Origin of the sequence: Rhodococcus sp. IEGM 1306 (assembly GCF_036541985.1) — a bacterium.
GTDB lineage: Bacteria > Actinomycetota > Actinomycetes > Mycobacteriales > Mycobacteriaceae > Rhodococcus_F > Rhodococcus_F qingshengii.
This window is the reverse complement of record NZ_JAZHFF010000009.1, coordinates 48755-60929: the sequence shown is the minus strand read 5'-3', so window position 1 is coordinate 60929 and position 12175 is coordinate 48755. Positions and strand designations below refer to the sequence as shown.

The following is a 12175-nucleotide window of genomic DNA, read 5'->3' as shown; positions in this document are numbered from 1 at the left end:
AACAAATACACAAGTTCGTCTCGCCGAACAATCTCCACTCGATAGGCTCGGGCCATGCGTCCTACTGCCTTGATCACCGGTTCCAGTCGCGGCCTCGGAGCTGCCATCGCACGCGAACTGGCGCCGACACACGACCTGCTGCTCGGTGCACGATCCGCGCAGGCCCTCGAGCCGATCTGCGCCGAACTGCCCGGATCGACGCCTCTACCCCTCGACCTCACGGACTACGACGCCGTCGCCGCCGCCGCCTCGTCCATCACGACGCTCGACGTGCTGGTACACAACGCCGGCGTGGCCGACATCGGAACCATCGAGGAATCCTCGGTCGATCAGTGGCGACGCACCCTCGAGGCAAACGTCATCGCCGTCGCCGAACTCACGCGGGTTCTCCTGCCCGCGCTTCGTGCGGCCGGAGGTCACGTCGTGCTGATCAATTCGGGTGCCGGACTGCGCGCCAACGCCGGTTGGGGCTCGTATGCGGCCAGCAAGTTCGCCCTGCGCGCTTTCGGAGATGCGTTGCGCCTGGAAGAGCCGGCACTTCGGGTCACCTCCATTCACCCCGGACGGATCGACACCGACATGCAGCGCGACATCGTCGCGGGTGAGGGCGACGAGTACGACCCGGAGCGCTTCCTGAAAGCCTCCACTGTGGCGCGTGCCGTACTCACTGCCGTCGAAACACCGTCCGACGCACACCCCACGGAGATCGTGCTTCGACCTACCGGCCGGTAAATCCCCAGTTCGGCGGTAACGGAATGGTGACGATGGCCATCCGGATATCGCTTTTCCGGGCACTGGCCCGATACTGACATCAGTTGTCGGACAAAGAGACTGGACTTGTCTCAGGAGTTCATCGAGAGGTGGTGTGCGATGCATGATCATACGGATACATGGGGGATCCCCAGCCAGACTTTCCTTCAGTGGTACCTGGTGGCGGCTGCCGTCGCGATCGGACTCTCGCTGTACAGCCGAATGACTGCGCGCCGGTCACCGGTGGTCGTCGACGCTGTCCGTCGGCCGCTCACTCCTCCCGAGATCGGTGCCTTGACCAGTGACTACCAAGCGGTGCTGGCGTCGATGGCTATTCTGCGCAGCGCCGAGCTGATCAGCACCGAAGGCAAGACCAAGCTGGCACTCACTGCGGAGGACAAGAATCGTCTCGACTGGTTCACCCGTACGGTGCACAAGCGGCTCGGCAACGGAAAGGTCCCGCTGCGGCAGGTGCGTCTGATGGGACGGCTGAACGTCGCACTCGCACAACTACGTACGACGTTGATCGACGAGGGATATTTGCAACGCCAGCAGGACGGTCTGACCGCTGCCCTTCGGACCGTTCCGATCGTGGCGGTCATTGCTCTCGGCGTAGTCCGTCTCGTCGCCGGAATCGCCGGCGGTAAGCCGGTCGGGTTCCTGCTCCTCACCATCATCGTTCTCGCTCTGATGATTCCACTTCTTCGCATCAAGCGTCGTCGGACAGCTTTGGGAGACAGCGAGCTTCGACGACTCAAGCACGAAAACTCGTACCTCTCACCGAAACTGCGGCCCGCGTACACGAGCTACGGTCCCTCGCTCGCCGGGCTCTCGGCGGCGCTCTTCGGTGCGGGCGCTCTGGTTCTGATCGATCCGGCGCTGGCGGGAGCGGTAGCTGCGGGCGCCGCGTACAGCCCGGGTGGCGGAAGTTCGAGCTACTACAGTTGTGGCTCCTCATCCGGATCATCCGGTTCGGACGGCGGTGGCGGCAGTGGGAGCAGTTGCGGCGGCGGGGGGTGTGGGGGATGAGCACGCATGCAGCCGACACTTGGGGGATCCCCAGCGAGGATTTCCTCTACGGCTACATAGCCGTTTCGGCCACGCTCATGGTTCTCACTCTGGGGTGGCGTCTGATGATCCGGGCACCCCGGCACGGGTACTCAACCGAGCACGGGTATTCCGCCGAGCAACTGACGCCTCCGGAAGTCGGAATGCTCACCGGCGAGTCACGCGCCATCGCAGCATCATTGGCAATCCTGCGTAGCGCTGACCTGATCACCACCGACGGCGCTGTCCTGCGCCCGTTGGGCCCTGGCGACGAGACCCTGGACTGGTACACCCTCACCGTGTACCAGCGCCTGGCCCAGCAGGCTCTACCCCATCGTCGGCGCCAACTCGCCGAGCGTATGACGGTGGAAACAGCTCGCCTACGAAACTCTTTGGCGGACCGGGGATACCTGACCTCCGACAGCGCCAGGCGTTCAATCTTTCTCTCCACAGTTCCGCTGAAGATCCTGGTGGCCGTGGGTATCGTCCGCATTACTTTCGGACTGCACAACGACAAGCCCGTCGAGTTTCTGATTCTCGCCGTACTCGTCACCGGGTTCAGCATCCCGCTGCTCGGGCTCAACTTCGATCGAACCACCTCTGGCAAGGCGGCACGTTCGGAACTGACCACGGCACACGCCTACCTGTCCCCGCGCAACAAGCCTGCCTTCTCCGCCTACGGACCACGTTTGGCGGGAATGTCCGCCGCTCTCTTCGCCGGTTCGGCGATGCTGATGATCAATCCCGCCTTGGCCTCCGCCGCCGGAATCGGTGCCGACGGCAGCGGAAGTAGCGGGGGTTCGGACGGTGGCGGTTCAGGCGGGGGAGGCAGCAGCTGCAGCGGGGGCGGCGGATGTGGCGGCGGCGGTGGATGCGGGGGATAGCCGCGCCCGGGCGAGCATAAGCGCTGCGGCCTCGGTAGTGATGCCACGTTCCTCGCTCAACGAGTACACCTCGTCCAAGGTTCGACCGATCCCGCGGGTTCGTTCGACGACGTAGTCTTCGTTCCACCCCAGGACTTCTCGCCCCACGAGGTGAAAGGCTCCGCCTGCGTTCGCGACGAAATCAGGGGCACAGAGAACCCCGCGGTCTCGCAGAACCTCACCGGCAGCGGCATCGGTCAAGATGTTGTTTGCTGCGCCCGCCACGGCCAGAGTCGGAATCGACGCAGCCGCAGCGAAATCGATGATGCCTCCCATCGCGCAGGGGGCAAAGAGGTCACACGGTGTTCGGAGGACCTCGCCGGCAGGAACGACCGTGTGCCCCGCGAGAGAAGCCGCCTCGAGGCGCTGCGGGTCCGTATCGGCAACCAGCAGACGTGCGCCAGCCTGCGCTGCGAGACGGACGACGTCGCCGCCGACGGCGCCGAGCCCCTGTACCAGTACCGTTCGGCCGTCGAGTGTTCCGAGTCCTCGGCGACGCGCCGTGGCCTTCATCGCTTCGAACACACCCAGAGCGGTGGCGTGCGCGCTGGAACCGGCGCCACCGTTGCCGACCGAACGCCCGAAGACGTATTTGGTGGTGCGGCTGAGCTGATCCATGTCGGAAGAGTTGGTGTTGACGTCGGGACCGGTCCAGTAGTTTCCTTCGAGCTTGTCGATGTTCTCGGCGTGGATGCCGAGGATACGAGACCAGGTTGCGGCGTCGATCTGATTGCGCGGTGCTGGCAGTGCGATCACCGACTTCCCGCCACCCATCGGCAGGTCGGAGACAGCCATCTTCAAAGTCATTGCACCGGCGAGCTTCCCGGCGTCCGCCAGAGCGTGGCCGATCGAGGGATAGTGAGCGGCCCGCGTGCCACCCGACGCCGGTCCCAGACGGGTGGAGTCGATTCGAATCACGAAAGTCGTGCCGGTCTCCCGATCATGGCGAGTGACGGTCAGTTCACCGTCCCAGCGCAGTTCGTCGTCGATACTCATTGAATCTCCTTTTCTGTCTCCGGGTCAGTTGTGGGCGTGCAGTGGTGTTCCCGCGAGTGCGAGCATGGCCTCGCCCAACGCTTCGTTCTGACTGGGGTGCGCGTGGATGAAACGCCCCACTTCATCGGGAAGTGCTTCCCAGGCAACGGCCAACTGCGCCTCACCGATCAGTTCGCCGACGCGGTCTCCCACCAGGTGAACTCCGACAACAGGGCCTTTCGTTCCGCTTCGAATCACTTTGATTCCGCCGGTAGTTCGCAGGATCTGACTCTTGCCGTTACCTGCCAGGTCGTAGATGACGGTGGAGACGTCGGCGTACTGCGTGCGCGCCACCTCTTCGCCGAGCCCGACCGATGCAACTTCGGGATGTGAGTACGTCACGCGAGGAATCAGGTGTTCGGCGACCGGTATCGGATCCTTGCCGGCAATCTGTTCGGCCACAAAGATTCCTTGTTGGAAACCTCGGTGCGCCAACGCAAGACCGGGCACGATGTCGCCGACCGCGTACACACCGTCCACGGACGTACGGAGGCGTTCGTCGGTGACGACAAATCCCTTGTCGAGGCTGATTCCGTTTTCTTCGAAACCGTTACCGTCCGTGCGAGGTCCGCGGCCGACGGCGACCAACAGTAGGTCGGTGTCGAGTTTCGTTCCGTCGCTAAGTTCGATGCGGACGGAATCGGCTGCTTCTTTCGCGGAATTGACCTTTGTGTCTGTCTTACAGACGATTCCACGTTTCCGGTATGCCCGCTCCAGCTGCTTCGACGACCACGGATCCTCGGCGGCGATCAGTCGGGGGAGTGCCTCGACGATCGTTACTTCGGCGCCGAACGAGCGCCAGAGGCTTGCGAACTCGACGCCGATGCCACCGCCACCGAGTACCGTTGCGCTGGTGGGCACCCGGTCGAGTTCGAGTGCCTGGTCGCTGGTGACGATCCGTCGGCCGAGTTCGATGCCGGGGAGTTCCCGCGGATACGAGCCGGTGGCCAGAACGAGTGATGTTCCGGTGTAGCGGGTTCCGTCGACGTCGATGCTTCGCCCACCGACGTACGTCCCGTATCCGTTGACGATGGTGATCTTGTGTTGCGCCAACAAGCCTTGCAGACCGCTGTACAGCCGCTCGACTGTCCCGTTCTTGTAGTCGTGCACCTGCGCGACGTCGATGCCGGCAAAAGATGCCCGGACTCCGAATTGCTCGCTGGTGCGTGCCGAGTCGGCCACCTCGGCGGAATGCAGCAGCGCCTTGGTCGGGATGCATCCGCGGTGCAGGCACGTTCCGCCGACCTTGTCCGCTTCGATCAGCGTGACCGACAATCCGAGTTGGGCGGCGCGGATGGCGCAGGCATAGCCGCCCGATCCTCCACCGAGGATCACGACGTCGCTGTGGGGTTCTGCAGTTCTCATCGGAGCCTTGGTCATCAGAGCCTTCCCAGGACGCGGATCGGGTTCTCGATGTAGTCACCGAACAGCCTCAGGAATCCGCCGGCCTCGCCCCCGTCACAGACGCGGTGGTCGAAGCTCAACGAGATCTGAGTGACCTTACGAACGGTCAACTCGCCGTTCACGACCCACGGCTTGTCGATGATGCGTCCGATCCCCAGAATTGCCGCCTCGGGGTGATTGATAATCGGAGTCGATCCGTCGACCCCGAATACCCCGTAGTTGTTGAGCGTGAACGTGCCGCCGGTCAGGCGGGCGGGTTCGAGCTTGCCGTCGCGGGCAAGGTCGGTGGTCACCCGAAGTGCCTGTGCGAGTTCGGCAGTGCTCAGCGAATCGGCATTACGAATGACCGGTACCATCAATCCTTTCGGTGTCTGCGCGGCGATGCCCAAGTGGGTGCGGGCGTGTCGGACGATCTCACCTCGAGCCGTGTCGACCGACGAGTTCAGTTCGGGGTACTGCGCCAATGCGGCGGTGGTCAGCCGAGCCAGGAGCGCCATCAGGCTGATCTTGTCGGAATCGGGCAGTGACTTGTTGATCTCGGCTCGCGCCGCCAACAGTTCGGTGGCGTCGACGTCGACCCAGGTTGTCGCGTCAGGGATCTCGCGGCGGCTGGTGGACAGCTTGTCGGCAACTACCTTGCGTAGCCCCTTGATCGGAATTCTTTGGTCGGTCACGTGTGACGTTTCCGTTTCCGGGCCGAAGTTTGCCCCGGCCTCGACGTCGGCGCGCGTGATGACTCCGCCAGCGCCCGATCCGGAAATCGTGGCTAGGTCGATACTGTTGTCAGAGGCCAGTTTACGAACAATCGGCGAGATCACACGTACCGACGGAGCAGCTCTGCGGCGGCGCAGAGGAGCATCCTCGCTGGTGCCGTAGCCGATCAGGACGTTGCCCGAACCGGCGCGTTCCTCTTCGCGGTAGCGCTCGTGGTTGGCCGAAACGACCGCGTCGACACTCTCGCCACCACTCACAGTGATCAACGGAGTGCCCACCTTCAGGGTGTCTCCGCCCTTGCCGTGCAGTTCGATCACGGTCCCGGCGAACGGGATGGGCACATCCACAGCAGCTTTCGCAGTTTCCACCTCGACGACGATCTGATCGATGGTGACCACGTCGCCGACCTTGACGTGCCACTCCGCGATGTCGGCCTCCGCCAGACCTTCACCCAGATCGGGGAGCATGAAAACCTGATTGCTCATGCCGTCACCGCCCAACGGGTGTCGGGAGTGTCGTTCCACTGCAGACGGTCGACGGCGTCCAGGACACGGTCGACGCTGGGCAGGTGGTGACGCTCGAGCTTGGGAGCGGGGTAGGGGATGTCGAAGCCGCTGACCCGGAGCACCGGGGCATGGAGATGGTGGAAACACCGTTCCTGCACGCGGGCAGCAATTTCTGCACCCACACCGGCAAAACCCTGCGCTTCCTGGATGACGATGCAGCGTCCGGTCTTTCGCACCGATGCGATGACCGTCTCGTCGTCGAACGGCACTATCGAGCGGATGTCGATCACCTCGATGTCCCGGCCCTCGGCTGCAGCGGCCTCGGCGGACCTCAGTGCAACATCCACGGACGGACCGTAGGCGATGAGCGTCGCGTCACGACCGGGGCGACGGACGACGGCGCGACCGATCGGCTCACGTGCGGTCAGTTCGACATCTGCTCGCGCGAAGTACAGCTTCTTGGGCTCGAGGAAGATCACGGGGTCGGGGTCCTCGATTGCCGAACGTAGCAGCGAGTACGCATCTTCCACCGTGGACGGCGCCACAACCTTCAGTCCGGGTGTGTGCGCGTAGTAGCCCTCACTGGAATCACAGTGATGCTCCACCCCGCCGATACCGCCGGCAAAAGGAACACGAATGACTATCGGAATCGACAGCGCGCCCTTGGTGCGGTTGCGGATCTTCGCCACATGGGAGGCGATCTGCTCGAACGCCGGATAGGCAAACGCGTCGAACTGCATTTCCACGACCGGACGAAAACCGGCCATGGCCATGCCGATTGCGAATCCGATGATGCCGGACTCGGCGAGGGGAGTGTCGAAGCATCGGTCGTCGCCGAAGTCGCGGGTGAGGCCGTCGGTGACGCGGAAAACGCCGCCCAGGGTGCCGACGTCCTCACCGAAGACGACAACGTTGTCGTCCGCAGCCAGAGAGTCGCGTAGCGCGGTGTTGAGGGCCTGAGCCATCGTGAGCATGGGCATGGTCAGTGTCCCCCTGTGTCAGCGGCTTCGGCAGCAAGTTCGGTCTCGAGTTGCGCTTGTTGCTCACGCAACTGCGGTGTCTGCTCGGCGAAGACGTACCGGAACAGATCGAGCGGATCGTGCGGGCGGTCGACATTCATGCCGGCGCGCAGTGTGGCGGCCTCTGCCTCGGCCTCCGCGGTCAGTGACTCCACGAATGCGTCGTCGATCAGATCGTGTGCGCGCAGATACTTTTCGAGACGCGGCAACGGATCTCGCCCGAGCCAGGCTTCCACCTCGGCGCTGTCGCGGTAGCGGGTGGCGTCGTCGGCATTGGTATGTGCGTCGATGCGATAAGTGTGTGCCTCGACGATCACCGGTCCGTTTCCGCTGCGAACGAAGCGCGCTGCCTCGTCCATGACGGCCATCATCGCGACGGGATCGTTGCCGTCTACCTGCTCGCTGCCGATCCCGTAGCCGACGCCCTTGTGCGCCAACGTCGGTGCTGCGCTTTGGCGCGACAGTGGCACGCTGATCGCAAATCCGTTGTTCTGCACCAGAAAGATCACCGGCGCTTTGAAGACGGCGGCGAAGTTCAGCGCCTCGTGGAAATCGCCCTCACTGGTGGCGCCGTCACCACAGAGCGCCAAGGCGACGGTGTTCAAGCCCCGTCGAGACTCCCCGTAGGCCACCCCCGCTGCATGCAGCAATTGCGTTGCCAGCGGGGTGCACTGCGGCGCACTGCGCAGCGCGACCGGGTCGTATCCGCAGTGCCAGTCGCCGGCGAGCATGCTCAGAATCTGCACCGGATCGACACCCCTGGCGGCCAACGCCATCGAATCCCGGTAGGTGGGGAAGAGCCAGTCACTCGGCTCCAGACTCATCGCTGCCGCGATCTGACATGCCTCCTGCCCTCGCGAGGACGGATACACGGCCAGGCGCCCCTGTTTGGTCAGTGCCGTAGCCTGCTGGTCGAAACGCCTGCCCAGGAACATCTTTCGATACATCGCGATCAGGCGATCGTCGCTCGGTTTTGCGTAGCGGGCCTCGCTGCGCGTCAGTTCTCCGGCAGGGTCGAGGTACTGCACCGCAGAATCGGCCGGCAGGAACTTCTGATACCGCAGTTCCCCCAAGGGCTCGACAAGTGTCACTTCTACCTCCAGAAGACGTTGTGTCCATCAGTATTCGCACTTCGGCGACGTAATGGCAGCAAGCGTCGAGGATTCAAGACAAACGGCCTATCATGAGGATTCGGGCAGCAATATGTCCATCAACCGACTCGACTACCGAACCAGGAATGGACAGATGGCCACCGAACCGCACGCTCTCGATGCGATCGACCGTCGCATCATCGCCGAACTGGTCGCAGACAGTCGCATCTCCATGCGTGCACTGGCCGAGAAGGCGCACATATCCCGCGCTCACGCCTACGTCCGCATCGAAAGGCTCGAGGACGCCGGAATCATCACCGGATTCACGACGCGGATCGCCCATGAGAAGGCCGGACTCGGCTCCTCGGCGTACGTGGCACTCTCGATCCGGCAGCACTCGTGGCGAGGTCTGGCGGCGTCCTTGAAGGCCCTGCCGTTTGTCGAGCACTTCTCCCTCCTCGGCGGCGACTTCGACGTTCTGGTGCTGGTCCGTGCCCCGGACAACCAGGAACTACGCCACACCGTTCTCGAAGAACTCCAGGGACTCGACGGGGTTCTCTCGACCAAAACGTGGCTGATCTTCGAAGAAGGCAACGGTCCGGGACCCAACTGGCTGCCCGCCTGATCCGTCTATAGTCGCCGTTAGCAGTTGCACACGGGAGGTGACTCGAATGACCCTGCACGGCCTGGGAATCGGTTGGCGCCCCGAGGTCTCCGGAATCATCGCGCAACTCGACGGCCTGGCATTCTGCGAAGTCATTGCCGAATCCGTCGGAAACGAGATACCGCCGCACCTCGGCTCGCTGGGAGTTCCGGTGATCCCGCACGGAATCTCGCTCTCACTTGGCGGGGCCGAGGCGGTAGATCAGGCACGGATCGATCACCTTGCGCGTGCATCCCAGCTACTGGGCGCTCCCTTGGCGAGCGAGCACATCGCATTCGTGCGTGCAGGCGGCATCGAGGCCGGCCACCTGCTCCCACTTCCGCGCACCTACGAAGCCGTCGACGCCCTGGTACGCAACATCACCCGGACTCAGGACGGTCTACCGGTGCCGTTCGCCGTCGAAAACGTTGCCGCCCTGTTCGACTGGCCGGACGACGAGTTGACCGAAGGGGAGTTTCTCGCGGAGATCGTCGAGCGCACCGGAGCCCTGCTGGTTCTCGACATCGCGAACGTCTACGCCAACGCTCTCAATCGCGGGCGTGATCCCTGGACCGAGCTGAGCCGGCTGCCACTCGAACGAATCGCCTACTGCCACATCGCCGGTGGCAGTCTCGGCGACGGAAAATACCACGACACGCACACCGACCCGGTGCCCGAAGCCGTGCTGGAACTCCTTGCGCAGTTCACCGCCGCCGGTCACCATCCCGCGATCATGCTCGAGCGCGACGGAAACTATCCGCCGGCACTGGAATTGCTCGACGAGCTCGATGCCATCGCCGACGCAGCTGGTCTGGATCGCATCACCGCGGGCACCGATTGGTCACGCACATGAGCACGCTCGGTGAGCGTCAAGAGGCGCTGATTCGCGCACTGGTGGCGGGTGGCGAACTGCCCGAAGGCTTCGACAAAGACGAAGCCGCCGTTGTCTCGGCGGCACTGCTCCGAAAGCGCGCAGGAGAAGTGGCGCACCACCTTCCGGTCGTGCGCCACACTCTCGGCGATCGTTATCTTCAGTTGTTCACAGCGTGGGCGGGCGGACGGCCGAAGACGTCTTCGCGTTCGGATGCCCAGGCCTTTGTCGCCCATCTCCAGGACATCGGCGAACTGCCTCGCCCGCCCTGGTATCAGAGGTTTCGAAAGCTCTCACGCAAGTGAGACAACAGCTTCGCTGGTGTACATGAGGAACGTCATCGATTCCTGGAAGTACAGCTCGACGGAGTTCGCATCGTGCGAGAGATAGCCGATGGACAGGTCCTGGCCCAGATGCAGTTCGTAGTCACCGCCACGCGTCGACAGCAGGAAAGCGCCGTCGATGGCCGGGGCCCAGATGATCTCGCCGTCGAGTACGCGTCGCAGGTGCTCGCGGATGGGGTAGCCGTGATCGGAGGTCTCGTTGATCGCGGTGAACGCATCTGCATTCAGGAGCAGTGAGTACGGTCCGTTGACACCGGCCAAGCGCAGCGACGTGATCGCCTGGCTGATGGCTTCCGGGTAGTCCTTGGCGTCGATGGGGAGCTTCAGTTCCGGGTTGGAACCGCTGGCCCGCACGCCGGTGATGCTGGCTGCGGGGTATCCCTCGAAGATAGCGCGGTCCTCGGCGAACGCGATCTGCTTGGCCGCGTCCTTGACGGGCTGCCAGTCGGAGTCCTTGGCGCCGCGTTCGACGTCGTCGATGGCCTGACGGCTGACGGTGAAAGGGACCCGCAGTTCGATGATCGGCTGGGACTGACGAGCATGTGCGATGACGCCGTCGGCCAAGGGATTGATCGGCACCTGATGCCCGAGTGGGATGGCCGCGAGATCGTCACCCGACGGTCCCTCCACATCCACGACACGACGACCGGCGACGTGACGCTTGAAGGTACGGCTCGCCTCTTCTTCGATCTCGGCCCAGGCTGCTGCCGAAATGGGTGCTAGGTCGCGGTGCAGGTTTGTCATTGCTGGGCACTCCTTTTGAGGCTGCCGATTCCGAGAGAACCGTCAGAGATGGGCGCTGTGAACGTCGCTTCGGGAACGAGCCTGGTCGGCAAGTCTGGGGGATCGTCGAGAAAGTCCGCCGTCGGAACGAAGAAATTGATTCCGGTGACGGCGGTGGAGAAATCGAGAATGCGGTCGTAATTGCCGACGGGATTCCCGATGAACATGTTGGTGAGCATCTGCTCGGTGACCGTCGGCGACGCCGAGTAACCGATGAAATAGGTACCCATCTCAGCGGAGCCGACGTGGCCGAACGGCATGTTGTCCCGCAGAATCTGGATCTGCTCACCGGATTCGTCCTCGATGACGGTGAGTGCGGTGTGGGAGTTGGCCGGCTTGGTGTCGTCGTCCATCTCGAGATCTTCGAGCTTGGAGCGTCCGATGACGTTCTCCTGCTCCTCGACGGGCAGGGAGTTCCACTCCGACATGTCGTGGAGGTACTTCTGGACGATGACGTAACTGCTGCCTGCGAAATCCGGATCCTCGTCACCGACGGTGACCGCGACGTAAGCGGCCTGCCCGGACGGGTTCTCGGTACCGTCGACAAAACCCATGAGGTCGCGTTGCTCGAAATACTTGAACCCGTGGACCTCGTCGATCACCGACGCGGCCCCGGCCAACCTGTTGGTCACGACCGTGGCGAACTCGAAGCACAGGTCCATCTGACGGGCCCGGATGTGAAACAACAGATCGCCCGGCGTGCGCGGGGCGTGGTGTTTGTCACCGGTCAACTCGACGAACGGATGCAATTCCGCCGGCCGTGGACCGTCGAAAAGTCGATCCCACGCATCCGAACCGATGCCGACGACGGCAGCCAAGCCACCGGCGGGAACCCGGAATCCGATCGAGCGCTGCAGCCCGGAAATATCCGCCAGAACGTCGTGAACTGCCTGCTCACCACCCTCGTCGATGGTGAAAACCAGGAAGATCGCAGCTTCCGTGAGCGGGGTCAGCAACGGCTGCGGTATCGCGGGAAGGGCCACTTCGGCCTCGTCGATCTCACTCGTTTCCGCCATGCAGACCAGTATGGACGATTCCGGCAGTC

The 12175-nt window shown here is 63.4% G+C and carries 13 protein-coding genes; 6 read left to right on the top strand and 7 right to left on the bottom strand.

Going from position 1 to position 12175, the window contains the following annotated elements; genetic code table 11:
- Nucleotides 1-54: 54 nt before the first annotated feature.
- The 3 genes from V3587_RS23540 to V3587_RS23530 all read left to right on the top strand — a co-directional run bounded on the left by V3587_RS23540 (nucleotide 55) and on the right by V3587_RS23530 (nucleotide 2681).
- Nucleotides 55-732 (top strand): SDR family oxidoreductase, encoded by a 678-nt coding sequence (locus V3587_RS23540; protein ID WP_007729052.1) that lies wholly within the window; start codon nucleotides 55-57, stop codon nucleotides 730-732.
- A gap of 138 nt (nucleotides 733-870) precedes the next feature.
- Nucleotides 871-1779, top strand: a complete 909-nt coding sequence (locus V3587_RS23535; RefSeq protein WP_064113141.1) for a TIGR04222 domain-containing membrane protein — start codon at nucleotides 871-873, stop codon at nucleotides 1777-1779.
- Nucleotides 1776-2681, top strand: a complete 906-nt coding sequence (locus V3587_RS23530; protein ID WP_161121355.1) for a TIGR04222 domain-containing membrane protein — start codon at nucleotides 1776-1778, stop codon at nucleotides 2679-2681. The genes V3587_RS23535 and V3587_RS23530 overlap by 4 nt, the downstream gene beginning before the upstream one ends.
- Here the strand turns inward: V3587_RS23530 and V3587_RS23525 are convergent.
- Genes V3587_RS23525 through pdhA form a run of 5 tightly spaced genes read right to left on the bottom strand, consistent with a single transcriptional unit; the run spans nucleotide 2613 to nucleotide 8489 of the window.
- On the bottom strand, nucleotides 2613-3716 hold the full coding sequence (locus tag V3587_RS23525) for a Glu/Leu/Phe/Val dehydrogenase dimerization domain-containing protein (protein ID WP_054186858.1): 1104 nt from the start codon (nucleotides 3714-3716) through the stop codon (nucleotides 2613-2615). The genes V3587_RS23530 and V3587_RS23525 overlap by 69 nt on opposite strands.
- 24 nt (nucleotides 3717-3740) lie before the next feature.
- Entirely contained in the window at nucleotides 3741-5135 is a 1395-nt protein-coding gene (gene lpdA, locus V3587_RS23520) for a dihydrolipoyl dehydrogenase (RefSeq protein ID WP_283377594.1), read from the bottom strand.
- On the bottom strand, nucleotides 5135-6358 hold the full coding sequence (locus V3587_RS23515) for a dihydrolipoamide acetyltransferase family protein (protein ID WP_054186857.1): 1224 nt from the start codon (nucleotides 6356-6358) through the stop codon (nucleotides 5135-5137). The genes lpdA and V3587_RS23515 overlap by 1 nt, the downstream gene beginning before the upstream one ends.
- Nucleotides 6355-7359: an alpha-ketoacid dehydrogenase subunit beta gene (locus V3587_RS23510; RefSeq protein WP_283377595.1), complete on the bottom strand. Its 1005-nt coding sequence runs from the start codon at nucleotides 7357-7359 to the stop codon at nucleotides 6355-6357. Before V3587_RS23510 ends, V3587_RS23515 begins: the two co-directional genes overlap by 4 nt.
- A gap of 2 nt (nucleotides 7360-7361) precedes the next feature.
- Complete coding sequence (gene pdhA, locus V3587_RS23505) at nucleotides 7362-8489, bottom strand: pyruvate dehydrogenase (acetyl-transferring) E1 component subunit alpha (protein WP_007729066.1); 1128 nt, start codon at nucleotides 8487-8489, stop codon at nucleotides 7362-7364.
- Between the two features lie 154 nt (nucleotides 8490-8643).
- On the opposite strand from pdhA, the gene V3587_RS23500 reads away from it, so the two are divergent.
- From V3587_RS23500 to V3587_RS23490, 3 genes are read left to right on the top strand one after another with little or no spacing between them, the layout of a single operon-like run.
- Nucleotides 8644-9114, top strand: coding sequence for an Lrp/AsnC family transcriptional regulator (locus V3587_RS23500; protein WP_042447206.1), 471 nt, complete (start codon nucleotides 8644-8646; stop codon nucleotides 9112-9114).
- A 46-nt stretch (nucleotides 9115-9160) separates the two neighbouring features.
- Nucleotides 9161-9985 (top strand): DUF692 domain-containing protein, encoded by an 825-nt coding sequence (locus V3587_RS23495; protein WP_161121357.1) that lies wholly within the window; start codon nucleotides 9161-9163, stop codon nucleotides 9983-9985.
- Nucleotides 9982-10308, top strand: a complete 327-nt coding sequence (locus V3587_RS23490) for a hypothetical protein (RefSeq protein ID WP_030537467.1) — start codon at nucleotides 9982-9984, stop codon at nucleotides 10306-10308. The genes V3587_RS23495 and V3587_RS23490 overlap by 4 nt, the downstream gene beginning before the upstream one ends.
- Here the strand turns inward: V3587_RS23490 and V3587_RS23485 are convergent.
- Both V3587_RS23485 and V3587_RS23480 read right to left on the bottom strand, forming a co-directional pair.
- A complete protein-coding gene (locus tag V3587_RS23485; RefSeq protein WP_003942478.1) occupies nucleotides 10297-11091 on the bottom strand; it encodes a family 1 encapsulin nanocompartment shell protein in 795 nt (264 codons plus the stop codon). The two genes, V3587_RS23490 and V3587_RS23485, sit on opposite strands and share 12 nt — an antisense overlap.
- Nucleotides 11088-12146, bottom strand: a complete 1059-nt coding sequence (locus tag V3587_RS23480; protein ID WP_042447536.1) for a Dyp-type peroxidase — start codon at nucleotides 12144-12146, stop codon at nucleotides 11088-11090. The genes V3587_RS23485 and V3587_RS23480 overlap by 4 nt, the downstream gene beginning before the upstream one ends.
- Between the last annotated feature and the right edge of the window lie 29 nt (nucleotides 12147-12175).

Coding starts and splice junctions, on each gene's coding strand:
- V3587_RS23540 (WP_007729052.1), top strand. CDS start 55: ATGCGTCCTACTGCCTTGATCACCGGTTCCAGTCGCGGCCTCGGAGCT.
- V3587_RS23535 (WP_064113141.1), top strand. CDS start 871: ATGCATGATCATACGGATACATGGGGGATCCCCAGCCAGACTTTCCTT.
- V3587_RS23530 (WP_161121355.1), top strand. CDS start 1,776: ATGAGCACGCATGCAGCCGACACTTGGGGGATCCCCAGCGAGGATTTC.
- V3587_RS23525 (WP_054186858.1), bottom strand. CDS start 3,716: ATGAGTATCGACGACGAACTGCGCTGGGACGGTGAACTGACCGTCACT.
- lpdA (WP_283377594.1), bottom strand. CDS start 5,135: ATGACCAAGGCTCCGATGAGAACTGCAGAACCCCACAGCGACGTCGTG.
- V3587_RS23515 (WP_054186857.1), bottom strand. CDS start 6,358: ATGAGCAATCAGGTTTTCATGCTCCCCGATCTGGGTGAAGGTCTGGCG.
- V3587_RS23510 (WP_283377595.1), bottom strand. CDS start 7,359: ATGCCCATGCTCACGATGGCTCAGGCCCTCAACACCGCGCTACGCGAC.
- V3587_RS23500 (WP_042447206.1), top strand. CDS start 8,644: ATGGCCACCGAACCGCACGCTCTCGATGCGATCGACCGTCGCATCATC.
- V3587_RS23495 (WP_161121357.1), top strand. CDS start 9,161: ATGACCCTGCACGGCCTGGGAATCGGTTGGCGCCCCGAGGTCTCCGGA.
- V3587_RS23490 (WP_030537467.1), top strand. CDS start 9,982: ATGAGCACGCTCGGTGAGCGTCAAGAGGCGCTGATTCGCGCACTGGTG.
- V3587_RS23485 (WP_003942478.1), bottom strand. CDS start 11,091: ATGACAAACCTGCACCGCGACCTAGCACCCATTTCGGCAGCAGCCTGG.
- V3587_RS23480 (WP_042447536.1), bottom strand. CDS start 12,146: ATGGCGGAAACGAGTGAGATCGACGAGGCCGAAGTGGCCCTTCCCGCG.